The organism is Mesorhizobium neociceri (assembly GCF_013520985.1).
Lineage (GTDB): Bacteria > Pseudomonadota > Alphaproteobacteria > Rhizobiales > Rhizobiaceae > Mesorhizobium > Mesorhizobium neociceri.
Genome location: NZ_JACDTY010000002.1, coordinates 303,841 through 329,690 on the forward strand (window position 1 = coordinate 303,841; position 25,850 = coordinate 329,690).

Sequence of the window (25,850 nt, forward strand, 5' to 3'; positions counted from 1 at the left end):
ACTTGGCCGCGCGCCGCAAAGCAACGACGCAGATATCGCGGCTGGCGCACCGTGCCAGCGGCACTGCGGCGGCTAACCGCATGGTGCCGGAAGAGACGCCGGTGGCGTTCTCTTTTGCCGGCACCACCCATGCGGTGATGATGGCGAGCCCGGCCGATTTCGAGGATTTCGCGCTCGGCTTCTCGCTGACGGAAGGCATCATCGCGTTGCCTGACGAGATCGAGGCGATCGAGGTCGAGGACCATGGCGCCGGGATCGACATCCAGATCCGGCTGAAGGATCAGGCCAATACGCGCTTCGAGGCGCGACGCAGGCGCTTGGCCGGGCCGGTTGGCTGCGGGCTGTGCGGCATCGAATCCATCGAGGAAGCTATGCGCTCGGTCGACAAGGTTGGTGCGTCAAAACTTACGCTTGAGGCCGACGACATTGTTCGCTCGGTCAGGCTGTTGTCGAAGGTGCAGCCGCTGCATTCAGAAACCGGCGCCGTGCATGCCGCGGGCTTCTACATCCCGGGCAAGGGCATCGTCATGGCGCGCGAGGATGTCGGCCGCCACAATGCGCTGGACAAGCTGGCCGGCGCGCTGGCGAAGGCCGGCATTAACGGTGCCTCGGGCGCCGTGGTCGTTACCTCACGCGTCTCGGTCGAGATGGTGCAGAAGACGGCGGCCATCGGCTCGGCTTTCATCATGGCCGTGTCGGCGCCGACCGCGCTTGCCATCCGCACAGCGGAAGAGGCAGGAATGACGCTGGTGGCGCTGGTGCGCGGCGACGATTTCGATGTTTTCACCCACCCGGAACGGGTGGTCTTGGGAGTTGCCCAGCATGTCGCATGACGAAGAGCACATCACGAGCACCAGGGAAAAGCTGGTGCGCATGGCCAATCAGATCGCCGCTTTCTTCCATTCCAGGCCGCGCGAGGAAGGCGTGGTGGGTGTAGCCGAACACATCAACAAGTTCTGGGAGCCCAGGATGCGGCGGCAGTTCTTCGAGATGCTGGATAGCGGCAGCGAAGACTTTGATGAGCTTGTCGTTGTGGCCTCGGCCAGGATCAAGCGGCCGAAGACCGAGGAGCAGGCCGATATGAGCATCGGCTACGTCGAACCCACGGGTGCAGAGAGCGCCGCTCCCCAGAAATAGCCGATCGCCAGAAATAGTCGGGCGCCAGAAATAACCGGGGCGAACGCGGTTCGCGTCGGGGCTATATTCCTGTCTTCTAAAGTTTGACTGCCGCACCCGGCAGGTGTCTGCTATGGTCGACGATCAGAAGTCGTCTGGCCGGGCGGGATGCAGTCGTGAGGCCGATCGAGACGCGATATGCCCTCAGCGGCGACGTGCGGATCGCCTATCAGGTGGTCGGCCAGGGATCGTTCGACCTGGTTTTCGTGCCCGGCTTCATTTCCAACCTCGATCTGCATTGGGAAGACGAGGGTTATACCAGGCTGTTGAAACGGCTCTCGGCGTTCTCGCGGCTGATCCTGTTCGACAAGCGCGGCACCGGCCTGTCCGACCGCGTCGACCCACGCCATCTGCCCAACCTCGAAACCCGCATGGACGACGTGCGCGCGGTGATGGATGCCACCGGCAGTGGCCGTGCGGCGCTGCTCGGCGCCTCGGAAGGCGCGCCGCTGGCAATGCTGTTCGCCGCCACCTATCCGGAGCGGACACGGGCGTTGGTGCTTTATGGCGGCTATGCGCATTTCCACAAATGGGTCATGCCGCCCGAACGCCTCAAGACCTTCATCGCGACCGCCGGCACGGCCTGGGGCACCGGCGCCACTCTGCCCAACTTCGCGCCGGGCCGCGTCGATGACGCGCATTTCACCCAGTGGTGGGCGCGCTTCGAACGGCTGTCGGCGAGCCCGACGGCAGCGGCCGCCCTTGCCCGGATGAATGCTGGGGTCGACGTGCGCGGGGTGCTTTCGGCGATCGGCGCACCGACCCTGCTCATCCATCGCCGCAACGATGTGCGCGTGGATCCCGACGCCAGCCGCTTCCTGGCGAAAAAGATCGCGAATGCGCGACTGGTCGAAATCCCCGGCCGCGATCACCCGATCTGGACCGGCGATGTCGACCGGGTGGCAGACCTGATCGAGGAATTCCTGACCGGCGAGCGTGCCTTGGCCGAAGCGGAGCGCGTGCTTGCCGCTCTTCTGGCGACACGCATCTACGACACGGCGCGGGTGGGCGACCGCATGTGGAGCGAACGCAGCGAGTGCTTCCAGGAGAGCTGGCGGCAGCTGGTCGGCCGTCATGGCGGACGCGTCGCCGGCATCCACGGCGAATTGATGATCTCACGCTTCGACGGGCCGGCGCGGGCCATACGCTGCGCGGCGGCGCTGCGCGATGCGGCGCAGCGTATGGGCATTGCAAGCGCCCAGGGCGCGCATGTCGGCGAGGTCGAAATGCGCGGGCCACCGGTGGGGCTGATGGCACGGGTGACGATGCAGATCGCCGCCCATGCCGGGCGCGGCGATATTCTGGCGTCGCGGCTGGTCGCCGATCTGGCGGCGGGTTCCGGCCTGCATTTCATCGATGCCGGGCGTGTCACGGTGGATGAGCTGGACGAGCCGCTGGCGTTGGTCCAAATGATTTCGGAACAGCATCTGGAACCGGCCTGCCGTCCCAAGGCCAAGCCTGCCGAGCCGGCTCAACTAACGGCGCGCGAAAGCGAGGTGGTGAGCCTGATCGCCGACGGCAAGAGCAATGCCGCAATCGCTGCCGAGCTGAGGCTCAGCGAACATACCGTCAAGCGTCATGTCGCCAACATATTGCTGAAGCTCGACCTGCCGTCGCGGGCGGCGGCAGCGGCGTTTTCCGCCAGACATACTGGCCCGGACGGGCCATAGGAGCCATGGCGCTTTCGGGCGAAGCGGCCAAGGGCGCGCAGGCGCTACCAATTCTCTCCATGCAGCCCAGGCGGATGCCGCCGGGAAGGCACCGCGAACGGAGGATGACATGATGAAGTCGACATTGAAGTTGCTGGTGATCGCGGCAGGCGTTGGCGCGCTCTTCACGATCCTTCCTGCCAAGGCCGAGGACGCCATGGCGGCCGCCGCCTACAAGGACATCGAGGCGACGCTCGGCTCGGTGCCGGACATGTTCAAGACGCTGCCCGATGTCGCGGTTGCCGGCGCCTGGGCCGAGATCAAGGGCGGGTTGAGCTGCACGCCCAAGACCGCGCTCGACGGCAAGACCAAGGAACTGATGGGGCTGGCCGTCGCCTCGCAGATTCCCTGCCAGTACTGCATCTATTTCCACACCGAGGCGGCCAAGCTCAATGGCGCGACCGATGAGGAGATCAAGGAGGCGATCGCGATGGCGGCCATCGTGCGCCATTGGTCGACGATGCTCAACGGCAGCCACGTCGATTTCGCGACCTTCAAACAGCAGACCGACGGCGTGTTCGCGGCCATCAAAGCCAAGTCGCAGTGAAAGACCCTGCCCGGCGATGAACGCCGGGCAGTGCTTGTGATCATCAACCGCCCGATCGACGGGCCATGGAGGAAAAAATGCTGACCATGACGCAAAGCGTGGACGGCGCGGCGATCAAGAAAGCGATCGAAGGACGGGACGGCAGGATGCTTGCGAGCTTCTATGCCGACGATGCGCTGGTGCGGGTGATCGATCGCAACAACCCGCCGAGCAAGCCGCGCGAGATCCGCGGCCGGGCGGCGATCAGCACGTTCTGGGACGACATCTGCAGCCGGGCAATGACCCACAAGGTCGACACCACCATCGCCGATGGCGACAATCTCGCCTTCACCCAGGCCTGCGCCTATCCGGACGGCACGAAAGTGTTCTGCGCGGCGATGCTGGAGCTGAAGAACGGACGGATTGCGCGACAGACCGTCGTGCAGGCCTGGGACGAGTAGGTCAACCGCGAAGAGATCAACCGCGGTTTGGGCCGCAAAACTGGAGGACACAAAAATGTTCAGCGCCAGATGGCAGATCGACGCCAAGTTCGGACACAAGCAGACCGTGCTCGACCTGCTCAAGAAATGGGAACGCGAGATCGGCTCTCAGGTCGGCATCGCCGATCTCGAGTTCCAGATCATGACCGGCTCGATCGGCGCGCGGGAGGCGACGGTCGAGTCGCATCACCAGGTCGAGAGCCTGGCCCAGTTGGAGGCGTTCTTCGCCAAGATCGGCAAGATCGATGCGCACGCCAAATGGGGCAAGGAGATGGAGCCCTACGTCGTGTCGGGCACCAGCCTTTGGAACATCTACCGCATCGTGGAGTAGGAGCAATTCCAGGAAAAGTGTGAGCGGTTTTCCCGGGAAAAGCGCGTAGCGCTTTCCCTTGGGAATTGCGAAAGAACAAAGAGAGCGCCGTGAATTTCGGCCGTCAGTTGCGGCGGCCGAAATTCGATCGCTGCCCGGCGAAGCGGCCTTCCCTGGCCAATCCGGCCGGCGCGGTACGCGCCGGCTGATTGGGCAGCGTGGCCTGTTTGGCCAGAGCCGCCGCTATCAGGGCGTCGGCCTGGCGGGCGCGCTGGTCCGCGCCGGCATCGCCGCCAGTGGTCCCAGCCGTCGCGGAGGCCAATGCCTGCCTGCGCGGCCGGAAGGCAAAATAGAGGAGCAGCGCGCCGAGCAGTCCGGCGCCAATGACGATGGTCAGGCGCGTGCCGGTCATGCCCGTGCGTTCGATCTGGGTGGGTTTGGCGGGGTTCTGGACGACGGTGAGTTTGTCGCCGACCTGCGGTTCGCGGTCGCCGCTCTTGTTCAGCTCCATCGTGGCCTCGACGGCATCGGCGCCGGTGCCGACGCGCAAGGTGCCGGTGAATTTCTGGGTCACCTTCCACTCTTTGTCGGCGTGCACCGTCTTGAACGCGTCAACCAGCTCGCAGGGGATCGTAGCGGTGCTGACGGTCTTGTAGACGATCTTGTGGGCGGTCGATTCCATGTCGCATTCGACAGCGACCGCAAGGATTTCGGCTGGCGCCTCGGGCCAGCCGCTTTTCTTGATAATGTCCTTGCCGCCGAACACAGCGATCAGCATGCAGAAGCCGCCAATGAGTACCAGCTTGATCTTGGCCGTGTTCATGCGCAAACCCCCTCGCCGCGCGGTTTTCCGGCAAGGAGGCTGCTCGTTCCGGTTGAATATTCAGTAAATTGTGAACTGTCGCCGAGCCGCGAAAGTTCAACAGGCTTAACAGATGCCGACCTGGACGATGAATACTTTAGGCATGGCGGACCGCCGCCATGCCTTTGTTCAAGACTCGACGAGGGCTGACTACATCAGGCCCAGCTGTTTGTAGAAGCCAAGCGCATCGTAGTAGTCGCTCTGGGTGGTGATCTTGCCGTCCTTGATCGAGAACATCGAGGCACCGGTGAAGGAAAACTTCTTGCCGGTGGCAGCCGTGCCGTCGGCCCAGGAGCCGGTGTTGGTGCCGGAAAACTCCCATTCGAACGAGACTCGGTCGCCCTCGACCACCGGTGCGCCCTTCATCGTCCAGACGGCGTCGGGAACAGCCTTCAGGAAATTGTCGATAACACCGGTCTTGGCGGCTTCCTTGCCCTTGACCGGCGTGCCGACCGAGGCGTCGTAGTAGGTGACGTCGTCAGCGAAATAGCCGGCGGCCTTGGCCGAATCATGGGCGTTCCAGGCGGCGAGATAGGCTTCGACCACCGATTGCGCGGTATCGGCGGCAAAGGACGGCGCTGTGGCCAGCAATGTAGCGGCGATGGCTGCGGATGTCAGAAACTGGCGGCGATGCATGGTTTTCTCCTCCCTGATATTAAATGCTTGCTTTGCACGTTCAAACGCTAGCCGTGGGCCACCATGACGTGGCGCACGGCCGTGTAATCCTCCAGCGCATAGAGAGACATATCCTTGCCGTAGCCGGATTGTTTCAGGCCGCCATGCGGCATCTCGTTGGTCAGCATGAAGTGGGTATTGATCCAGGTGCAGCCGTATTGCAGGCGAGCAGCTGTCGCCATGGCGCGCGAGACATCCTTGGTCCACACCGATGACGCCAGGCCATAGTCGCTGTCATTGGCCCAGTTCACCGCCTCGTCGACCTCGGAGAAACGGGTGATCGAGACGACCGGGCCGAACACTTCGCGGCGCACGATCTCGTCTTCCTGGAGCGCGCCGGCAACGACAGTCGGCTGGTAGTAGAAGCCGGAGCCTTCGCCCGGCTTGCCGCCGGTGGTGATCTCGATGTGCTTCAATTCCGAGGCACGCTCGACGAAGCTCGAGACGCGGTCGCGTTGGCGACGCGAGATCAGCGGGCCGATTTCGTTCTCGGTGTCGTCTGGCTGGTTGTATTTGATGGTAGAGACGGCTGAAGAGAGATCGGCAACGAGCTTGTCGTAGATCTTCTTGCCGGCATAGATGCGGCAGGCGGCCGTGCAGTCCTGGCCGGCATTGTAATAACCGAAAGCGCGCAGCCCGTTGACCACGGCACCGAGGTCGGCGTCGTCGAAGACGATGACCGGAGCCTTGCCGCCGAGTTCGAGATGCGTGCGCTTGACCGACTTGGCGGCGGCCTGCAGCACCTTCTTGCCGGTGGCGACGTCGCCGGTGATCGAGATCATGTTGACCTTGGCGTGGTTTATCAGCGCGTTGCCGACGCTGTCGCCGCGGCCGAGCACGACGTTGACGACACCTTCGGGCAGCACATCGGCGAGGACCCTGGCCAGCTTCAGCGCCGTCAGGGGCGTCTGCTCCGACGGCTTGAAGACGACGGTGTTGCCGCCGGCAATCGCCGGCGCCAGCTTCCAGGCCATCATCATCAGCGGATAGTTCCAGGGCGCGATCGAGGCGACGATGCCGATCGGGTCGCGCCGCACCATCGAGGTGTGACCGGGCAGATATTCGCCGGCGACCACGCCGGGCATGGAACGGACCGCGCCAGCAAAAAAGCGGTAGCAGTCGACGATCGCCGGAATTTCGTCATTGAGCACCGCATTGATCGGCTTGCCGCAGTTCAGCGCCTCGAGCGCGGCGAACTCCTTGGCCTCGGCCTCGATGCGGTCGGCGATCTTGAGAAGATAGCCCGAGCGCTGCGCCGGCGTGGTGCGCGACCACGTGACGAACGCCTTTTCCGCCGCCGCGACAGCTGCCTCGATCTGCGCCGGGCTTGCTTCCGGCAGGTTGAGAATGGTCGCCCCGGTCTTTGGATTGAGGATCGGCTCCTCGGTCTCGGTGCCCTTGTCGAAGATCGAGCCGATCAGCATCTGGGTGTCCATGGATTTCTCCCTTGTCAGGAGCGAGTAGCGAGTAGCGAATAGCGAGTAGGGTTGGTCGTCGATCTTTCCCCATTCGCTACTCGCTACTCCCTATTCGCTTGTTTCATTTTCCACTGCCGACGATCTGGTCGCCGTCGCGGGTCAGGTAATAGGCAAACAGGATGGGCAGCAGCGTCACCAGAACCACGACCATGGCCACGACATTGGTGACCGGGCGCTGGCGCGGACGGATCAGTTCCTCCAGCATCCAGATCGGCACAGTCTGCTGCTGGCCGGCGGTGAAGGTGGTGACGATGACCTCGTCGAAGGACAGCGCGAAGGCGAGCATGCCGCCGGCAAGCAGAGCGGTCGCGATGTTGGGCAGCACGACATGCCGGAAGGTCTGGAAGCCGTCGGCGCCGAGGTCCATCGAGGCCTCGATCATCGAGCCCGAGGAGCGGCGGAAACGGGCAACGGCGTTGTTGTAGACGACGACCACGCAGAAGGTGGCGTGGCCGAGCACGATCGTCCAGAACGAGAACGGTATGTCGGCGAGCGAAAAGGCCGAGCGCAGGGCGATGCCGGTGATGATGCCGGGCAGCGCGATCGGCAGGATGACGAGCAGCGAGATGGTCTCGCGGCCGAAGAATTTTGTCCGCGAGACCGCGGCGGCGCAGAGCGTGCCCAGGATCAAGGCAATAGCCGTCGAGATGGCGGCAACGCGGACCGACAGCGACAGCGCCTGCCAGACGTCCGGCCGGTTCCAGGTGACGGCGAACCATTGCGTGGTCAGCCCTGGCGGCGGCCAGACGAAGCTCTTCTCTTCCGTGGTGAAGGCGTAGACGAAGATCAGCAGGATCGGCAGGTGCAGGAAGAGCAGACCGCAAGCGGCTGCGATCTTGAGGCCGAGCGGCGCGGATTGCGAACCGTCAGAGCGCATCGAACGCCCCCATGCGCTTGGCGCCCCAGAGATAGAAACCCATGATGACGATGGGCACGACGGTGAAGGCGGCGGCGAGCGGGATGTTGCCGGCAGTGCCTTGCTGCGAATAGACGGCCTGGCCGATGAACAGCCTGGATGTGCCGATGATCTGCGGGATGATGTAGTCGCCCAGCGTCAGCGAGAAGGTGAAGATCGAGCCGGCGACGATGCCGGGCAACGCCAGCGGAAACAGCACGTTGCGGAAGGTCTGGCCCGGCGACGCGCCGAGATCGGAGGAAGCCTCGACCAGATTGCCGGGAACGCGTTCCAATGCCGCCTGCACCGGCAAGATCATGAAGGGCAGCCAGACATAGACGAAAGCGATGAAGGTGCCGGTGGCGGAAACCGACAGTGAGTTGCCTCCAACGACCGGCAGCGAAAGCCAGCCATCGAGCACCCAGAGCAGATGCAATTTGGCGAGCAGCCAGGTCAGAATGCCTTCCTTGGCGAGGATCAGCTTCCAGGCATAGATCTTGACCAGGTAGCTCGACCACAGCGGCAGCATGACGCCGAGATAAAACAGCGCCTTCCAGCGGCCGCGCGCATAACGCGCCGCATAATAGGCGATGGGGAAGGCGATGACAGCGGATGCCAGCGTGACCAGCACCGCCATCGTCACCGTGCGCAGGATGATGTCGAGATTGGCCGCCTGGAACAGGTCGCCGTAAGTCTTCAGCGTGAACTCATGGTTGATGAGGCCGGAGAACTCATCTATCGAGAAAAAGCTCTGCGCCAGCAGCGCGAACAGCGATCCGATATAGACGACGCCCAGCCACAAAACCGGCGGCAGCAGCATGAGAAACAGCAGCAATTGTGGCCGGCGCCAGAACAGGTCGGAGAGCGCACCGCGTATGCCACCACTGCCGGGCAGAATGGCGGAGGCAGAGGTTGAGTTGAGCGCGGCGATTGTCATGGCGCCACCGCTTGTTGTTGATTTTTTGAGAGGCCGCGTTCCGTCACACCCCCCTCTGTCCTTCCGGACATCTCCCCCTCAAGGGGGGAGATCAGCAGTTTCTCTGCCCCGCCAATTCCGGAACGTTGGAGATTGGTGAAGCCAGTGGTGACAGCCAATCTCCCCCCTTGAGGGGGAGATGTCCGGCAGGACAGAGGGGGGTGCTTCGCGCCAACCGTGATCATGCCGGCTCATCCATCAGATGCAGGTGCTCGCGGTTGAAGGTGAGCACCACCGCTTCGCCTTCCGCCGGCAGTTTCGTGCCGGCCGGCACGATGGCGTGCAGCCTGAGCCCATCGGCATCGAGCGCCAGCCTTGTGGTGGCGCCGAGATAGTTGGTTCCGACCAGGCGCGCGGCAACGCCTTCGCCTTTGGCTGCGCGGCCGATCCGGATGGATTCAGGACGCAAGCTGCCCCAGCGGTGCTGGCCGGAATAGCGCTGGACGAAATCCGGCGGCAGCACGTTGGAGGAGCCGACGAAATCGGCGACGAAGCGGGTCTTCGGCCGCTGGTAGATGTCTTCCGGCGTGCCGATCTGCATGATCTTGCCGTCATTGAAGACGGCGACGCGGTCGGCCATCGACAGCGCTTCGCCCTGGTCATGGGTGACAAAGACGAAGGTGATGCCGAGCGCCTTCTGCAGCGACTTCAGCTCTTCCTGCATATTCTCGCGCAGTTTGAGGTCGAGCGCGCCGAGCGGCTCGTCGAGCAGCAGCACCTTGGGCTGGTTGACCAGCGCACGGGCAAGCGCGACGCGCTGGCGCTGGCCGCCGGAGAGCTGGCCGGGACGGCGGGCGCCGTAGCCGGGAAGCCGCACCAATGACAGCGCCTCTTCCGCCGCCTTCTGCCGCTGCGACTTGGCGACGCCCTTGACCATCAGCCCGTAGGCGACATTGTCCAGCACATTGAAATGCGGGAACAGCGCATAGTCCTGGAACACGGTGTTGACGTTGCGGCGATAGGGCGGCACGCCCTCGGCGCGCTCGCCGAAGATCGAGATCGAGCCCGAGGTCGGCTGCTCGAAGCCGGCGATCAGGCGCAGGCACGTCGTCTTGCCGGACCCCGACGGACCGAGCATGGCGAAGAACTCGCCCGGCACGATATCGAGATCGACCGCATCGACGGCGCGCACGCTGCCGAAATGGCGAGAGACTTTCTGGAAGGAAACGGCCGAGGTCATGGGCTGCCAGTCTGTTGCCTGTTTGATGTGTTGATGTCGCGCGACGCCCTACCTCCCTTGTGGGGAGGTCGCGGCGAAGCCGCGGGTGGGGGTGATTAGCGCCAACGCTCGCGCGCTGCCCCACCCCGACGCTGCGTCGTCTACCCTCCCCACAAGGGGGAGGGTAAGGGAGATCAACGCCCGCCGATGACGCCGATATAGTCCGACACCCAGCGGTAGTAGGGCACGCACTGGTCGTTCTGGGTGGCGCATTTGGAGACCGGGGTCTTCCAGAACTTGATCTTGTCGAAGTTGTCGTAGCCGTTGGTCTTGCAGCCTTCCTCGCCGAGCAATTCATTGCCCTTGCAGGCGGCGGGCACGACGGGAAGCGAGCCGAACCAGGCCGAGACGTCGCCCTGGACCTTGGGCGACAGCGAATGCTCGAGCCACATATAGGCGCAGTTCGGGTGCGCGGCGTCGGCCTCCATCATGGTGGTGTCGGCCCAGCCGGTGACGCCTTCTTCCGGCACGGTCGAGGCGACCGGCTTCTTGGCAGCGACCAGCGTGTTGACCTGGTAGGGCCACGAACCGGAAGCGACGACGCCTTCGTTCTGGAAGTCGTCGACCTGGATGGCGGCGTCATGCCAGTAGCGGCCGACCAGCGTGCGCTGGACGCGCAGCAATTCGAGCGCGGCCTTGTACTGGTCTTCGTTGAGTTCGTAGGGGTCCTTGATGCCGAGTTCCGGCTTGTGGAACATCAGATAGTTGGCGGCATCGGCAATGTGGATCGGGCCGTCATAGGCCTGGACGCGGCCCTTGTTCGACTTGCCGTCGGGCAGGTTCATTTCCTCGAAGACGATGTTCCAGCTCTTGGGCGCTTCCTTGAAGACATCGGTGTTGTACATCAGGACGTTCGGGCCCCACTGATAGGGAACGCCATAATGCACCTTGTCGACGGTGAACCAGGGCGCATCCTTCAGCCGGTCGTCGACGCTCTTCCAGCTCGGGATGAGATCGGTGTTGATCGGCTGCACGCGCTTGCCGGCGACGAGGCGCAGCGAGGCGTCACCCGAGGCGGTGACCAGATCGAAGCCACCCTCATTCATCAGTGAGACCATCTCGTCGGAGGTGTTGGCGGTTTTGACGTTGACCTTGCAGCCGCTCTCCTTCTCGAAGGAGCTCACCCAGTCATAGCCCTTGTCGGTTTCGCCGCGCTCGATATAGCCGGGCCAGGCAACGATGCTGACCTCGCCTTCGCCCTTGCCAAGTTCCTTGACCTGGGCGACGGCCTGACCGGAAAAGGTCAGCGCGACCGTCAAAGCCGTGCACGTCTTCAGAAATGAATTCATCGTCAATCTCCCATTTTGGCGCCTGACTGCGAAGCCGGTCTTCGCTGCGGTCAGCCGCAGGCTGAAAAGCGTCAGTTCGTCCGATGGACGCTTACCGCTCTACGGCGGTTCGGTCCCTGAAATGAAAGTGCTTGGAAAATTCCGGTTTCGCAAATTCATTTATCAGAAACACGATATCGGTTTTTCCGATAGATAGATACCTAATGCATGTCGCTCAAAAGTGGCCCCGGTTTTGAGAGAACGACATGCATCAAAACAAAGGCTATCACCGCTGCTGGCGTACCGTACGCTGCGACTGGGCAAGGCCGATGAAGTCGCGCGCCGCCTGCGGCAGGCCGGAGCCGCGGCGCCAGACCATGCCGACCTGGACCACCGGCAAAGTGCCTGAGATATCGCGCGATTCGATGCGGTCGCCTTCCAGCGACCAAGGCCGGTAGACGAGGTCGGGCAGCAGCGCCACGCCCGCACCGGTGGCGACAAGGCTGCGCACCGCTTCGACCGAGCGGGTGCGGAAGGCGACATAGGGCTTGGCGCCGATCGCGGCCAGGAGCTTGCCGGTGCTTTCCTCGATCTCGTCGACGGTGAGCATGATCAGCGGCTCGCCGGCAATGTCGCCAATGCCGATAATGTCGGCGCTGGCCAGTTTGTGGCTGAGCGGCACCCACAGCCGGTAGGCCGAGACCTCGAGGATTTCCGACTGCAATGCGGTGCGGTCGCGCAAGTTGGAGGTGACCATGACGGCGATGTCGAGCTTGCCGCCGATCAGCAGGTGCTCGAGATAGTCGCCATTGTCTTCGATGGCCGAGACATCAACGCCAGGATAGGCGCGGCGGTAGCGCGCCAGAAGATCGGACAGCACATAGCCGGCGACCAGCGAGGTGACACCGAGCTGCAGGCGTCCGCCAGCCACCACCTGGTCGTCAGAGAAAGCGCGACGCGCATCGGAGACGTCGGCCAGGATCTTGGTCGCATGGCGCAGGAACTGGTGGCCTTTGTGGGTGATGTTGAGGCCACGCGGATGGCGTTCGAACAATTCGACGCCGAGATCGCTCTCCAGTTCCTTGATCGCCTCGGTGACCGAGGATTGCGAGATGGAGAGGTTCTGTGCCGCGCCCGACACTGTGCCTTGCTCGGCGACGGCAATGAAGAACTGTAGCTGGCGGATGGTGAAGGCCATGGCGGGACTAAACACCGGCGCGGCAGCGAAGGAAAGCCGAAGGCAGAGCTTATCCCGTGGCGGCTTGCGGCGCCTCCTGTCAACCGAACCCGAGGCGCCGCCGCCAGGCAGGACCGTAGCGTAGCGCGAGCATGAACGCCATCTCCAGCGCCAAGACGATAACGATGATACGAAAGCCGACGGCATAGGAATCCCGGCCGCTGCCGCGCATGAGATAGCCGGTGATGAGAAAGCCGGTATTCCACAAAGTGGCACCGAGAAGCGTCGCCGCAGCGAAGGGCAAGAGCGGCAGGCGGAGCGCGCCGGCCGCGATCGGCAGGTAGTTGCGCACCGTCGGGATGAACTGCGCCAGCAAGGATACCCGGACATGATGGCGGCGATAGGCCTGGCCAAGCCTGCTGTAGGTCGCATAGCGCAGGCAGACATATTTGCCGAAACGCTCGACCAGCCTGTCGGCACGATCCAACCCAATCCGACGACCTACACAATACCAGACAAGGCAGCCTGTGATGGCGGACAGCGTCGTCACCAGGAGCAGGATCGCCAGCGTCGGGAGATCCGGGGCAGCGGTCATGCCGAGGAACAGCAGCAGCACATGCGAGGGCGGCAGCGGCAGGATCTTTTCGGTAAAGGCGAGGCAAGCGACGCCGAGCAGGCCGAAGCCCAGGATCGCCGACAACGGATCAGTCATGCGAAGCGCCAGTCATAGGTTTTGAGGTTCTTGATCCGGGATACCTTATACACCGTCGCCGGCGGAAAGTTGCGAAAGGTGCGGCCAAGCCGGATCGCTTCCAGGTCGAGCCTGTCGAGCAATGCCTGGTCGAAAGGGCAACGGCTGCCCAATGTGTATTGGTAGAGTGCTGCGTCCGGCCGAAGGGCGTCGAACACATGATGCACAACATCGCCTTCGCGGTATCGGGCGGCGGCACGGCGGGGATCGCGGCGCACCAGTCTCTGGTGTTTAGCTAGAACTGGTCCACTGGAATTGCGCTAGGCCACCGCGATGCTGAGGCGCGCTCCCGCCTCGGCGAGTGCTGAAGCAATGTCGCGCGGAGGCGGCTGATCGGTGGCCAGTTCGGAAAAACCGTCGAAGCCGCAGACCTGAACCAGTCCCTGGCGACCGAACTTCGTGTGGTCGGTAATGACCAGCGAGCGCTGGCCGCGCGACAGCACCATGCGGGCGAACTCCGCCTCTTCCAGATCATAGTCGGAAAGACCCGCGGCGGCATCGACGGCGCCGATGGAAATCACCGCGTGACTGACCGAGAAACGGCTGACGAAGTCGATCGCCGAGGCGCCGAAGGCCGCACCGGAATCGCTGCGCAGCTCGCCGCCCGCCATATAGACCTTGTTGCCGTTGACGGTGGCCAGCGTGCGGGCGATGTCGGACGAGTTGGTGACCACCGTCAGCCGGCGGTGGCCAAGCAGTTCGCGGGCGAGGAAAGAGGTCGTGGTGCCGGTGTCCAGCATCACCGACTCGCCGTCGCGGATGGTGGCGGCGACCATGCGGGCAATCAGCCGCTTGGCCTCGGCATTGTCGCGCATGCGCCGCTCGAACGGCGCCTCACCGGTCATCGACGGCAGACCGATGGCGCCATGCATCTTCAGCACCGAGCCGTTGCCGGTCAGCGGCTTGACATCACGGCGCACGGTTTCAAGCGAGACCCCCAACCGGTCGGCCAGGCTAGCGATGGTGACGGTGCCCTCTTCCTTCAGGAGGCGGAGGATTTCGCCGTGCCGTTTCGAATGGATCATGTGGCCTCCCGAATTCTGTGACCTGCCCGGTTTTAGGGCAATACAGACGTTTTTAAAGGAATTGCAGGCGGTTTCGGGCAAAACACCCAAAAAAAGTCACAACATTTGATTGACAGTCGGGCGGCACTGGCATGAGATTAATGGCGTGACAGGCTTCGGAACTGCCACGGGAGGGTGATGGCAGAGCCGCAATTTCACGGACCGGACCGTCTGGCCAGACCGTCTGGGATTGATCTGGCGCAAGGACTTTTCAAATCCGCGGGGGCGGAGACCGGGTATCAACACCTGGCCAAGGGGCTCGTCGGTGCGGCGCGGGACAGGAGAGTCCCGGCGTCCCGCACCGACGAGATTTTTTGCGCTCCCCAACCCTCTTTGCGCGGCGCATGGCGCCTTGTCCAAGCTCCGACAAATCAGGGGTGGCCCGGTGACTGCTGAAGATCGCATCCGAGCCCTGCCCTGCTGGAACGGCAGCGTCGACATTGCGCCGCTGCCGGGCGGTCTCAGCAACGCAAACTATCTGGTCAAGGATGCCGCCGGACGGCACGTCGTGCGCTTCGGCCAGGACTATCCGTTCCACCACGTCTTCCGCGATCGCGAGGTGATGACGTCGCGGGCGGCGCATGAAGCGGGCTTCGCGCCGGCGGTTCGTTATTCCGAACCCGGCATCATGGTCACGGAATTTCTCGGCGCGAAGACCTATGCCGCCGAAGACGTGCGCGCCAATATCGGCCGCGTCGCAGCACTTATGCGCGGGTTCCATCGCGAGATGCCCAATCACATCTCCGGCGCCGGCTTCATGTTCTGGGTCTTCCATGTCATCCGCGACTATGCGCGCACACTGAACGAAGGTGGCAGCCGCAAGCGCGATGAGTTGCCAAGGTTGCTGGCGCTGGCCGACGAGTTGGAACGGGCGCAGAAGCTGCTGCCGATCGTCTTCGGCCACAATGATCTTTTGCCGGCAAATATTCTCGACGATGGTAATAGGTTATGGCTGATCGACTTCGAATATGCCGGCTTCAACACGGCGATGTTCGACCTGGCCGGCGTCGCCTCGAACGCCGAGATGAGCGACGCGGAGTCTTTCGCTTTCCTGACGGCCTACTTCATGCGCGAGCCGGATGAGGCGATCCGCCGTTCGCACGCCGCCATGCAATGCGCGTCGCTGCTGCGCGAGGCGATGTGGAGCATGGTTTCCGAGCTTTATCTCGACGCGCCCGGCATCGACTACATCGCCTACACCGCAGAGAACCTGACGCGGCTCGACGCGGCGCTGGACAATTACCGCACGAAATACGGGACAAAGCCATGACCTTGCCCACCCATGCCGGCATCGTCGTCATCGGCGGTGGCATTATCGGCTGTTCGACGGCCTATCATCTGGCGCGCGACCACAAGGCCGATGTCGTCCTGCTGGAGCAGGGCAAGCTGACCTCCGGCTCGACCTGGCATGCAGCCGGGCTGGTCGGCCAATTGCGATCGTCCGCCTCGACCACCCGGGTTCTCAAATATTCGGTCGAGCTCTACAAAGGGCTGGAGGCCGAAACCGGGCTCGCCACCGGCTGGAAGATGACCGGCTGCCTCAGGCTTGCCACCAATGCCGACCGGTGGACCGAATACAAAAGACTGGCGACAACAGCCAGGAGCTTCGGCATGGACATGCAGTTGCTGTCGCCGGCCGAAGTCAAAAAGATGTGGCCGCTGCTGGAGACCAGCGACCTCGTCGGCGCCTCGTGGCTGCCGACCGACGGCCAGGCCAGCCCCTCAGACATCACGCAGTCGCTGGCCAAGGGCGCGCGCATGCATGGCGCCAAGCTGTTCGAGGATGTCCGCGTTACCGGCTTCGACACGAGGGACGGGCGCATCACCGCGGTGAAGACCAACAAGGGCGACATTGCCTGCGACAAGGTGGTGAACTGCGCCGGGCAATGGGCGCGCCAGGTCGGTGTCATGGCCGGCATTTCCGTGCCGCTGCAGCCGGTCAAGCACCAGTACATCATCACCGAGAAGATCGACGGCCTGGCGACTGACGCGCCGACCATCCGCGACCCCGACCGGCGCACCTATTTCAAGGAAGAGGTCGGCGGGCTGGTGATGGGTGGCTATGAGCCGAACCCGCAGGTCTGGGCGACCGGCATGCCCGGCGGCGATGTGCCGGACGATTGGGAGTTCCGCCTGTTCGACGACGACTACGATCATTTCGAGCAGCATATGAGCCAGGCGATCGCACGGGTGCCGGCGCTCGAAACTGTCGGCGTCAAGCAGATGATCAACGGGCCGGAGAGTTTCACGCCGGACGGCAATTTCATCCTCGGCGTGGCGCCCGAATGCGCCAACATGTTCGTCGGCGCCGGCTTCAACGCCTTCGGCATCGCATCGGGCGGCGGCGCCGGCTGGGTGCTGGCGCAATGGGTGGTCGACGGAGAAGCGCCGCTCGACCTCTGGGTGGTCGACATCAGGCGCTTTTCCAATTTGCATCGCGACCGGCAATGGGTCAGCGACCGTACGCTGGAAGCCTATGGCAAGCACTACACGATCGGTTTTCCGCATGAGGAGTACGTCTCGGGCCGGCCGCGTATCGTCTCGCCGCTCTACGACCGGCTGAAAGAGCACCGCGCCGTGTTTGGCTCCAAGCTTGGCTGGGAGCGGCCGAACTGGTTTGCGCCGGAGGGCACCAAGCCCGAAGACATCTATTCGATGGGCCGGCAGAACTGGTTCTCAGCCGTCGGCGACGAGCACCGGCATGTGCGCGAAAAGGTCGGCATCTTCGACCAGTCCTCGTTTGCCAAATACGAGATGACGGGCGCTGACGCGGCGAAGGCGTTGGACTGGATCTGCGCCAACGATGTCGCCAAGCCAGTGGGCCGGCTGACCTATACACAGCTTCTCAACACGCGCGGCGGCATCGAGGCCGATCTGACGGTGGCGAGGCTCGCCGACGACAAATTCTACATCGTCACCGGCACCGGCTTCCGCACGCATGATCTCTCCTGGATTGGCGACCATGTCGGCAAGGAACTCGACGTGACACTGAAGGACGTCACCGAGGATTTTGGAACGCTGTCGTTGATGGGGCCACGGGCCCGCAACGTGCTCGCTGCCGTGACCGATGCCGATGTCTCGAACACAGGCTTCCCGTTCGGCCATATCAGAGAGATCGCGATTGCCGGTCACATGGTGCGGGCGTTGCGCGTCACCTATGTCGGCGAGCTCGGCTGGGAGCTGCACGTGCCGATCGCCGCCACCGGCGAAATCTTCGATGCGCTGATGGCGTCAGGCGGGCCGCACGGCATCCGACCGATCGGCTACCGGGCGCTGGAATCGCTGCGGCTGGAGAAGGGTTATCGCGCCTGGGGTTCCGACATCACGCCCAACGACACGCCGCAGGAGGCGGGTCTCGGCTGGGCGGTGAAGCTGAGGAAGAACACGGATTTCGTCGGCCGCCGGGCACTCGAAAAGATCAGCGGCGCCGAACTGAAGAAACGCTTTGCCGGCTTTACCGTCGACGATCCCGATATCGTGCTTGTCGGACGCGAGACGATTTTGCGCAATGGCGAGCCGGTCGGGTATCTCACCAGCGGCGGCTATGGCTACACGCTGGGCAAGAACATCGGCTATGGCTATGTGCGCAATGCCGATGGCATCAGCGACGACTTTCTCAGCTCCGGCGACTATGAGCTGGTGGTGGCGATGGAGCGGACGCCGGCAAAGATCCATCTCGAGCCGATGTACGATCCGGCGATGAGCAAGATCAAGGCGTAGCGGGTGCAGCGATGAGTTTCCGTGCGGATCGCCACGTCCACATACTGATCATCGGCGGCGGCGCCGTCGGCACGTCGGTTGCCTACCACCTCGCCCGCGACGGCGCCAAGGATGTGCTGCTGGTCGAGAAATCGCTGCTCACCCATGGCTGCACCTGGCATGCGGCCGGGCTGGTCGGACAGCTCAGGGGCAAACGCAACCTGACGCGGCTGATGCAGAATTCGGTCGCCGTCTTCGACCGGCTGGAGGCCGAGACCGGACAGGCGATCTCCTGGAAGAAAGTCGGCTCGCTGCGGCTTGCCAGCAGCGCTGCGCGCTGGAGCGAAATCCGCCGGTCGATGACGCAGGCCAAGAGCTTTGGTGTCGAATGCCATTCGCTGTCGGCCGATGAAGCCGCCAGGCATTTCCCCTACATCCTCAGGGACGGCATCGAGGGCGCCGCCTACATTCCCGGCGACGGCTATATCGACCCCTATTCGCTGACCATGGCCTATGCCAAGGGTGCACGGCAGAACGGCGCCCGCATCGAAGAGGGCGTGAGCGTCGAAGACATCGTCATCGAAAGGCGGCATGCGGTTGGCGTCATCACCAATGGCGGTTCGATTTCCTGTGACATCCTCGCCAATTGCGCTGGCCTGTGGGCCAGGCGCGTCGGCAAGATGGCCGGCGTGCCGCTGGCGGCGGGCGTCGTCGAGCACCAGTATTTTCTCACCGAAAAGACGCTCAAGCTCGACCCGAACCTGACCACGCTGCGCGACCCCGACCATAATTTCTATCTCAAACCGGACACCGGCAGCTTTGCCATTGGCGGCTGGGAAGACGGAACCAAGGGCTGCTGGCGCGGCATGCCGCCGCTCGATTTCGGCCGCGAACTCTTCCCGCCCAACATGGATCGCCTGGAGCTGTTCGCGCTGCCGGCCGCCGAGCGGCTGCCGGTGCTCAACGAGATCGGCATCCAGACCGTCATCAACGGACCGATCCCGGTCTCCTTCGACGGCGAGCCGATCATGGGGCTGGCGCCGGAACTCGACAATTTCTTCGTCGCCTGCGGCTTCACCGCCGGCATCGCGGCGTCCGGCGGCGCCGGGCTGGCTTTGTCCAACATGATCCTGCATGGGGATGCCGGCATGGATCTGTGGCCTTTCGACGTGCGCCGCTTCGGCGCGGTGCAGGCGCAAGGCAGGTATCTGGAAGCGCGCGCCATCGAGGCTTATGGCGCCTATTACAAGATCCATTGGCCGGCCGAGGAATCGCATGCCGGGCGAGGCCTGCGGCTTTCACCGCTGCATGAAATACTGCGCGACAATGGCGCTGTTTTCGGCTCCAAATTCGGCTGGGAGCGGCCGAACTGGTTCTCGGTCGACGACGGCAAATCGATCGAGCTGGGTAGCTTCGAGGACAAGCCCGGCTGGTTCGATGCCGTCGGCCATGAGGTGCGGGCCATCCGCGAACGCGCCGCCCTCATCGACCAGACCTCGTTCTCGAAATTCGAGATTGCCGGCAAGGGCGCACAGGCGGCCTTGCAGCGCATCGCCGCCAACGATCTTTCCGGCGCAGCCGGCCGCGCCGTCTACACCCAGCTTTGCAACGAAAAGGGCGGCATCGAAGCCGATGTCACCATCGTTCATGTCGGCGACGACCGCTTCCTGCTGGTTACCGGCTCCAGCTTCGGCGTGCATGACCGGCATTGGCTGTCGGGGCATCTGCCGTCCGATGTCTCACTGCGCGATGTCACCAACCAGTACGCTGTGATCAATCTGTGCGGCCCCCGTGCCCGCGACATCCTGCAATCGGTCAGCGATGACGACCTTTCCAACGACGCCCTGCCTTTCCTTGCGGCGCGCAACATCGAGGTCGGCAACGCCACCGTGCTGGCTGTCCGCGTCGGCTATGTCGGCGAGCTCGGCTACGAGCTCTACGTGCCGCAGGAATACGCGGTGCATGTCTACGAGACATTGCGCGAGGCGGGCGAGCCGCATGGCATTGCCGATGCGGGCTACCGCGCCATCGACGCCTGCCGCATGGAGAAGGGCTATCTCTACTGGTCCGGCGATATCACGCCCGACTACAATCCTTACGAAGCCGGGCTCGGCTTTGCGGTGGCGCTGGACAAGGGCGATTTCATCGGCCGCGAGGCGCTGGCGCGGATCAAGGCACAGGGCGTGACGCGTAAGCTGTGCTCCTTCACCGTCGACGGCTTTGCGCCGTTCCACGGCGGCGAGGCGATCCTGTTTGGTGGCAAGGTCGTCGGTTCGACCTCGTCGACCGGCTATGGCTATACGCTCGGCAAGACCATTGCCTTCGGCTATCTCCCTGTGGAATTGGCCATTGAGACGACATTCGAGATCGAGGCCTTCGGCAAGACCTACAAAGCGACGCGCGGGCCGCGTACGCTCTATGATCCCAAGATGGAAAGGCTGCGCGCATGAGTGACGACCTCGCGCTTGCCCGAAAGGCCATGGCCGATATCCCGTCGCTGAAGGATTTCGACGGCAAGATCGAGCGGCTGGGCGGGATGACCAATCTGGTCTTCCGGGCCGGAGACATCTGCCTGCGCATCCCCGGAAAAGGCACCGAGGAGTATATCAACCGCGCCAATGAAGCGGTGGCGGCAAGCGAGGCGGCCAAGGCCGGCGTCAGTCCGGAAGTGCTGCATGTCGATGCCGCGACCGGCGTGATGGCGAGCCGCTTCGTCGCCGGCGCCGAGACGATGTCGCCTGAAAAATTCAAGCTGCGCGCCGGCAGTCCGGCGCGCGCGGGCGAGGCCTTCCGCAAGCTGCATTCGTCTGGCGCGGTGTTCCCTTTCCGCTTCGAACTGTTTGCGATGATTGACGACTATCTCAAGGTTTTATCGACCAAGGATGTCGCCTTGCCGCCTGGCTACCACGATGTGGTGCGCGAATCCGAAGCCGTGCGTACCGCCCTTGCCGCCCATAAGTTGCCGCTTGCCGCCTGCCATTGCGACCCGCTGTGCGAGAATTTTCTCGATACCGGCGAGCGGATGTGGATCGTCGACTGGGAATATTCCGGGATGAACGACCCGCTCTGGGATCTCGGCGACCTCTCGGTCGAAGGCAGGTTCGATGCGGCGCAAGAGGAAGAGATGATGCGCGCCTATTTCGGCGGCGAGGCAAAGCCGGCCGAACGCGGCCGCATCGTCATCTACAAGGCGATGTGCGATCTGTTGTGGACGCTTTGGGGGCTGATCCAGCTTGCCAACAACAACCCGGTCGAGGATTTCCGTGCCTATGCCGACGGCCGTTTCGCCCGCTGCAAGGCGCTGATGGAGACGCCTGAGTTTTCACGCCATCTGGCGGCGGTGCGAAAGGGCTAGCTAGCGGCCCCGACCCCCTCAATTCACGCCCTTCGGTACGTTCTCAGGCGGCACCACGGTCTCGACCACCTTCTGGCGGTGGAAGATGAACAGGCCGGCGAGCACGACGATGGCCGAGCCGATCAGGATGCGCGGTCCCGGCACGTCACCGAAGAAGGCCAGGCCGAAGATCACCGCCCACAGAAGCAGGCTGTAATGCAGCGGCGCCAGCGTCGAGGCCGGCGCCAGTTTCAGCGCCCGGGTGATCATCAAATGAGCGGCGCAGGAGACGATGCCGAGCAAAAGCATGGCGCCGAAATCGAGCGCTGACGGCGTGCGCCAGGCACCGATGGTCATCACGGCGCCGACCAGCAACGTGCCGATGGTCTGCCAGGTGACCAGCGTGGTGTCGCTGGTGCCGCGCAGGCGACGGCTGAGGATGATGGCAAAGGCAAACGCGATGCTGCCGACCAGCGCGAACAGCGAGGACTGCGAGAAGGCCGCCGAGGACGGCTTCAGTATGATCAGCACGCCGCAGAAGCCGACCAGGATGGCTGCCCAGCGGCGCCAGCCGACCTTTTCGCCGAGCAGGAAATGCGACAGCGCCGCTACATAGATCGGCCCGGCCATGTAGAAGCTCATCACGTCGGCAAGCGGCAGATAGACGACGGCGGCGTAGAACAGCGCCGTGTCGACCGTCGTCGCCAGCACGCGCAGAGACTGGAGGACTGGCCGCTCCATCCGGAACAGTCTGCCAGCGCCCTGGTTGGCGATCATCGGGCCAAGCACGATGAAGGCGCCGATCGAGCGGATAAACACCACCTGGCCGACCGAGAAACTGGCGACCAGCCATTTGCCCATGGCGTCGTTCAGCGCGAACATGAAGTCGCCGGCCAGCATCAACAAGATGCCGGCCAAAAGCACGTTCCTGATCGTAAAGTTGCGAGCAAGCGACTGGGCCATGCCGGCTCCCTAGCTCCAAGTCGCCGCTTTGACGAGGCAAATCGGTAAGACCAGCGGCGGAAACCGGCCGTATCTACGCAGTTTTGTGCCGCCGGTTGACCTCGCGCGGTCGGCCGGCAATCGACAGCCGCGTCTCCTGCTTCGCGCGCTCGGCCACCACCTTGCCCCTGGCGACGACGCACAGCCGTTCGGCGCGCAGGCGCAAGGCTTCGACCGGATTGCCGGCGTCGAGAATGACAAAGCTGGCGCGCTTGCCCACGGCAAGGCCGAGATGATCGAGCCCCATGATGGCAGCGTTGACATTGGTGACCATGTCGAAGCAGCGCGCCATGTCGGCCGGGCTCGACATCTGGGCGACGTGAAGCCCCATGAAGGCGACGTCTAGCATGTCGGCGGTACCCAGCGAATACCAGGGGTCGAGCACGCAATCCTGGCCCCAGCCGACACGGATGCCGAGCGCCAGCATCTCCTTCACCCGGGTCATGCCACGGCGCTTGGGGAACGTGTCGTGGCGGCCCTGCAGCATGATGTTGATCAGCGGATTGGGGATCGCCGACACTCCGGCCTCGGCAATCAGCGGCAGCAGCTTGGAGACGTAGTAATTGTCCATCGAATGCATGGAGGTAAGGTGCGAACCGGCCGCCTTGCCCTGCAGGCCAAGGCGCTGCGTCTCATAGGCAAGCTGCTCGATGTGGCGTGACAGCGGATCGTCGGTCTCGTCGCAATGCAGATCGACCATCAGCCCGCGCTTGGCCGCGATTTCACAGAGTTCGGTGACCGAGCGCGTGCCGTCGGCCATGGTGCGTTCGAAATGCGGAATGCCGCCGACGATGTCGACGCCCATGTCGAGCGCGCGCAGCGTGTTCTGCCGCGCCGTCGGCGAGCGGTAGAAGCCGTCTTGCGGGAAAGCGACCAGTTGCAGGTCGATATAGGGCGCGACCGTCTTCTTGACGTCGAGCAGCGCCTCGACCGCGAGCAGCCGGTCGTCGCAGACGTCGACATGGGTGCGGATGGCGAGCAGGCCCATCGAGACCGCCCAGTCGCAATAGGCGAGCGCCCGCTCGCGCACCGCCTCATGCGTCAGCAGCGGCTTCAGTTCACCCCACAGCGAAATGCCTTCGAGCAGCGTGCCCGAGGCGTTGATGCGCGGAATGCCGTAGGACAGCGTGGCGTCCATGTGAAAATGCGGGTCGACGAAGGGCGGCGAGATCAAATTGCCGTAGGCGTCGATTGCGGTGCCGGCGGTGACATGCAGTTCGGGCTCGATGGCGACGATCGTCTCGCCGACAATGCCGAGGTCGGCGACGGTACCGTCGGGCAGTGTTCCGCCGCGCACAACAAGGTCGAAATCCATCTTTCGTCATCTCCCTGCAGATTGAGCGCCCTATTGTCGCGCGAAGGGTACCCCGCTTTTCCAAAGGTTCCATCCGGCGGCAACTCGCTCTATAAGCCGCCAGTCGCCCCCGTGGCGAATCCGAAATTCGTCTCAGTCAGGCATGGGATCAACCATTGTTTCGCTTCTTCCGTTCGACGGAAAACCAGCGCCTCATCGCGAGGCTGGTCAGGGAATCCTTCCACGAGCACAAGTTTGGCTACGCCGCCGCGATCGCGTCGATGCTGGTGGTGGCCGCCATGACAGGAGCCAGCGCCTGGATTCTGCGCGAGATCACCAATGAGTTCGTGATCTACAAGAGGCTCGACCGCGTCAACCTGATTGCCGGAGGGGTCGCGGCGATCTTCGTCCTGAAGGGCATTGCCAACTTCGTCCAGGCCTATTTCATGAGCCGCGTCGGCAACAGCATCATCGCCGACCGGCAACGCAAGATCTACGACCGCATCCTGGCGCAAGGCATCGAGTTCTATCATTCGACCTCATCGTCGGAGCTGATCACGCGCATGACCAACAATGCGCAGGCAGCGCGCAGTGTGCTCGACCTCGTCGTCACATCCTATGTGCGCGATCTGGTGACGATGATTGTCCTGCTCGGGGTGATGATCTGGCAGCAGCCGGCGCTGTCGCTAATCTGCTTCGTCATCGGGCCGATAGCCATCTACGGCGTCAACCACATCCTGAAGCGCGTGCGCAAGATCGCCGCGCAGGAATTCCGATCGCTCGGCCAGATCGTGCAGGTGATGCAGGAAACGGCGGTGGGCGTGCGCGTGGTGAAATCCTTCGGCCTCGAAGGCGCGATGCGAAAGCGCATGTACAAGGCCGTGTCGGACGTGGAGAACCGCGCCAACAACATCGCGACGCTGGAAGCCGCCACCAGCCCGGTGATGGAAACGCTCGCCGGGCTGGCAATTTCCGGCTCCGTACTGGTCAGCGGGTTTCTGGTTCTGGGTGGAGGCCAGATGCCGGGCAACATCATGGCCTTCATTGCAGCGCTGCTTTTGGCCTACGAACCGGCCAAGCGCCTGGCGCGCGTGCGCATCTCGCTGGAAACCGGCATTGTCGGCGTGCGCATGATGTTCCAGCTTGCCGACAGGCCGCTGACGCTGGCCGAGAAGCCGGATGCCAAGCCGCTGCAGGCAGGGCCGGGCGAGATCCATTTCGACAATGTCAGCTTCGCCTACCCGGAAAGCCCGCCAGTGTTCGAAGGGCTGGACCTGACGCTTGCGGCCGGCCAGATGACAGCGCTGGTCGGGCCCTCGGGCAGCGGCAAATCGACCATCCTCAACCTGATAATGCGCATGTACGATCCGCAGATCGGCAAAGTGATGTTCGATGGCCAGGACATTGCCGACGCCACGCTTACCTCGGTGCGGGAAAAGATCGCCTATGTCAGCCAGGACACGTTCCTGTTTGCCGGCACGGTGATGCACAATATCCGTCTCGGCCGCCAGAACGCGACCGACAACGAGGTGATCGCCGCCGCCAAGGCCGCTAATGCGCATGAGTTCATCAGCGCCATGACCAAGGGCTATGAGACGGAGGTCGGCGAAAACGGCGCGCTGCTGTCAGGCGGCCAGCGCCAGCGCATCTCGATCGCGCGTGCCATGCTGCGCAACGCAGAGATCCTGCTGCTCGATGAGGCAACCAGCGCGCTCGACGCCGAATCCGAGGCGCTGTTTCGCGATGCATTGCAGCAACTGACGGTCGGACGCACCACGATCGTCATTGCTCACCGCCTGTCGACCGTGCACCAGGCCGACACGATCGTGGTGCTGGAAGCCGGCAAGGTGGTGGAAAGCGGCGCGCACCGCACGCTGCTCAACCAGGGCGGGCTGTACCAGAAGCTGTATGAATATCAGTTGATGCCATAACGGA

General features: G+C 63.5%; 24 protein-coding genes. 11 read left to right on the plus strand and 13 right to left on the minus strand.

Annotated elements, in window-relative coordinates; all coding sequences use genetic code 11:
• Nucleotides 1-2 precede the first annotated feature (2 nt).
• The 6 genes from fdhD (at nucleotide 3) to H0241_RS05535 (ending at nucleotide 4,242) form a co-directional block, all read left to right on the plus strand.
• Complete coding sequence (gene fdhD / locus H0241_RS05510; protein WP_181056402.1) at nucleotides 3-833, plus strand: formate dehydrogenase accessory sulfurtransferase FdhD; 831 nt, start codon at nucleotides 3-5, stop codon at nucleotides 831-833.
• A complete protein-coding gene (locus tag H0241_RS05515; protein WP_181056403.1) occupies nucleotides 823-1,137 on the plus strand; it encodes a formate dehydrogenase subunit delta in 315 nt (104 codons plus the stop codon). Before fdhD ends, H0241_RS05515 begins: the two co-directional genes overlap by 11 nt.
• Before the next feature lie 155 nt (nucleotides 1,138-1,292).
• Nucleotides 1,293-2,846 carry an alpha/beta fold hydrolase gene (locus H0241_RS05520; protein ID WP_181056404.1) on the plus strand — a complete coding sequence of 518 codons (1,554 nt, stop codon included), beginning with the start codon at nucleotides 1,293-1,295 and terminating at the stop codon, nucleotides 2,844-2,846.
• Nucleotides 2,847-2,955: 109 nt separating this feature from the next.
• On the plus strand, nucleotides 2,956-3,432 hold the full coding sequence (locus H0241_RS05525; protein ID WP_181056405.1) for a carboxymuconolactone decarboxylase family protein: 477 nt from the start codon (nucleotides 2,956-2,958) through the stop codon (nucleotides 3,430-3,432).
• Nucleotides 3,433-3,509: 77 nt separating this feature from the next.
• The gene (locus H0241_RS05530; protein ID WP_181056406.1) at nucleotides 3,510-3,872 is read left to right on the plus strand and encodes a nuclear transport factor 2 family protein; all 363 of its coding nucleotides are present in this window, start codon (nucleotides 3,510-3,512) and stop codon (nucleotides 3,870-3,872) included.
• 55 nt (nucleotides 3,873-3,927) lie between these two features.
• Nucleotides 3,928-4,242 carry a hypothetical protein gene (locus H0241_RS05535; protein WP_181056407.1) on the plus strand — a complete coding sequence of 105 codons (315 nt, stop codon included), beginning with the start codon at nucleotides 3,928-3,930 and terminating at the stop codon, nucleotides 4,240-4,242.
• Between the two features lie 103 nt (nucleotides 4,243-4,345).
• Here H0241_RS05535 and H0241_RS05540 read toward each other — a convergent pair whose 3' ends face one another.
• The 11 genes from H0241_RS05540 to H0241_RS05590 all read right to left on the minus strand — a co-directional run bounded on the left by H0241_RS05540 (nucleotide 4,346) and on the right by H0241_RS05590 (nucleotide 14,547).
• On the minus strand, nucleotides 4,346-5,044 hold the full coding sequence (locus tag H0241_RS05540; RefSeq protein WP_181056408.1) for a hypothetical protein: 699 nt from the start codon (nucleotides 5,042-5,044) through the stop codon (nucleotides 4,346-4,348).
• 189 nt (nucleotides 5,045-5,233) lie between these two features.
• Nucleotides 5,234-5,719 carry an ester cyclase gene (locus tag H0241_RS05545; RefSeq protein WP_181056409.1) on the minus strand — a complete coding sequence of 162 codons (486 nt, stop codon included), beginning with the start codon at nucleotides 5,717-5,719 and terminating at the stop codon, nucleotides 5,234-5,236.
• A 47-nt stretch (nucleotides 5,720-5,766) separates the two neighbouring features.
• Nucleotides 5,767-7,194: a gamma-aminobutyraldehyde dehydrogenase gene (locus H0241_RS05550; protein ID WP_181056410.1), complete on the minus strand. Its 1,428-nt coding sequence runs from the start codon at nucleotides 7,192-7,194 to the stop codon at nucleotides 5,767-5,769.
• Nucleotides 7,195-7,297: 103 nt separating this feature from the next.
• Nucleotides 7,298-8,113, minus strand: coding sequence for an ABC transporter permease (locus H0241_RS05555; protein ID WP_181056411.1), 816 nt, complete (start codon nucleotides 8,111-8,113; stop codon nucleotides 7,298-7,300).
• Entirely contained in the window at nucleotides 8,103-9,068 is a 966-nt protein-coding gene (locus tag H0241_RS05560; protein WP_181056412.1) for an ABC transporter permease, read from the minus strand. Before H0241_RS05560 ends, H0241_RS05555 begins: the two co-directional genes overlap by 11 nt.
• 220 nt (nucleotides 9,069-9,288) lie before the next feature.
• Nucleotides 9,289-10,287, minus strand: a complete 999-nt coding sequence (locus tag H0241_RS05565) for an ABC transporter ATP-binding protein (RefSeq protein WP_181056413.1) — start codon at nucleotides 10,285-10,287, stop codon at nucleotides 9,289-9,291.
• Between the two features lie 173 nt (nucleotides 10,288-10,460).
• Entirely contained in the window at nucleotides 10,461-11,615 is a 1,155-nt protein-coding gene (locus H0241_RS05570) for an ABC transporter substrate-binding protein (RefSeq protein ID WP_181056414.1), read from the minus strand.
• Between the two features lie 265 nt (nucleotides 11,616-11,880).
• A complete protein-coding gene (locus H0241_RS05575) occupies nucleotides 11,881-12,792 on the minus strand; it encodes a LysR substrate-binding domain-containing protein (RefSeq protein ID WP_181056415.1) in 912 nt (303 codons plus the stop codon).
• 79 nt (nucleotides 12,793-12,871) lie between these two features.
• Nucleotides 12,872-13,483 carry a DedA family protein gene (locus tag H0241_RS05580; protein WP_181056416.1) on the minus strand — a complete coding sequence of 204 codons (612 nt, stop codon included), beginning with the start codon at nucleotides 13,481-13,483 and terminating at the stop codon, nucleotides 12,872-12,874.
• Nucleotides 13,480-13,740 (minus strand): hypothetical protein, encoded by a 261-nt coding sequence (locus H0241_RS05585; RefSeq protein ID WP_181056417.1) that lies wholly within the window; start codon nucleotides 13,738-13,740, stop codon nucleotides 13,480-13,482. Before H0241_RS05585 ends, H0241_RS05580 begins: the two co-directional genes overlap by 4 nt.
• 42 nt (nucleotides 13,741-13,782) lie before the next feature.
• On the minus strand, nucleotides 13,783-14,547 hold the full coding sequence (locus tag H0241_RS05590) for a DeoR/GlpR family DNA-binding transcription regulator (protein ID WP_181056418.1): 765 nt from the start codon (nucleotides 14,545-14,547) through the stop codon (nucleotides 13,783-13,785).
• A 424-nt stretch (nucleotides 14,548-14,971) separates the two neighbouring features.
• On the opposite strand from H0241_RS05590, the gene H0241_RS05595 reads away from it, so the two are divergent.
• From H0241_RS05595 to H0241_RS05610, 4 genes are read left to right on the plus strand one after another with little or no spacing between them, the layout of a single operon-like run.
• The gene (locus H0241_RS05595) at nucleotides 14,972-15,856 is read left to right on the plus strand and encodes a phosphotransferase (protein ID WP_181056419.1); all 885 of its coding nucleotides are present in this window, start codon (nucleotides 14,972-14,974) and stop codon (nucleotides 15,854-15,856) included.
• A complete protein-coding gene (locus H0241_RS05600) occupies nucleotides 15,853-18,306 on the plus strand; it encodes a GcvT family protein (protein WP_181056420.1) in 2,454 nt (817 codons plus the stop codon). The genes H0241_RS05595 and H0241_RS05600 overlap by 4 nt, the downstream gene beginning before the upstream one ends.
• A gap of 11 nt (nucleotides 18,307-18,317) precedes the next feature.
• Nucleotides 18,318-20,735, plus strand: coding sequence for a GcvT family protein (locus H0241_RS05605; protein ID WP_181056421.1), 2,418 nt, complete (start codon nucleotides 18,318-18,320; stop codon nucleotides 20,733-20,735).
• Nucleotides 20,732-21,640, plus strand: coding sequence for a phosphotransferase family protein (locus H0241_RS05610; RefSeq protein WP_181056422.1), 909 nt, complete (start codon nucleotides 20,732-20,734; stop codon nucleotides 21,638-21,640). The genes H0241_RS05605 and H0241_RS05610 overlap by 4 nt, the downstream gene beginning before the upstream one ends.
• An 18-nt stretch (nucleotides 21,641-21,658) precedes the next feature.
• On the opposite strand, the gene H0241_RS05615 is transcribed toward H0241_RS05610, so the two are convergent.
• Together H0241_RS05615 and H0241_RS05620 are read right to left on the minus strand one after the other, a co-directional pair.
• Complete coding sequence (locus H0241_RS05615; protein ID WP_181056423.1) at nucleotides 21,659-22,582, minus strand: DMT family transporter; 924 nt, start codon at nucleotides 22,580-22,582, stop codon at nucleotides 21,659-21,661.
• A 73-nt stretch (nucleotides 22,583-22,655) separates the two neighbouring features.
• Nucleotides 22,656-23,936, minus strand: coding sequence for an amidohydrolase family protein (locus tag H0241_RS05620; protein ID WP_181056424.1), 1,281 nt, complete (start codon nucleotides 23,934-23,936; stop codon nucleotides 22,656-22,658).
• Nucleotides 23,937-24,091: 155 nt separating this feature from the next.
• Between H0241_RS05620 and H0241_RS05625 the strand changes: the two genes are divergently transcribed.
• The gene (locus H0241_RS05625; protein ID WP_181056425.1) at nucleotides 24,092-25,846 is read left to right on the plus strand and encodes an ABC transporter ATP-binding protein; all 1,755 of its coding nucleotides are present in this window, start codon (nucleotides 24,092-24,094) and stop codon (nucleotides 25,844-25,846) included.
• The last annotated feature ends 4 nt before the right edge of the window (nucleotides 25,847-25,850 follow it).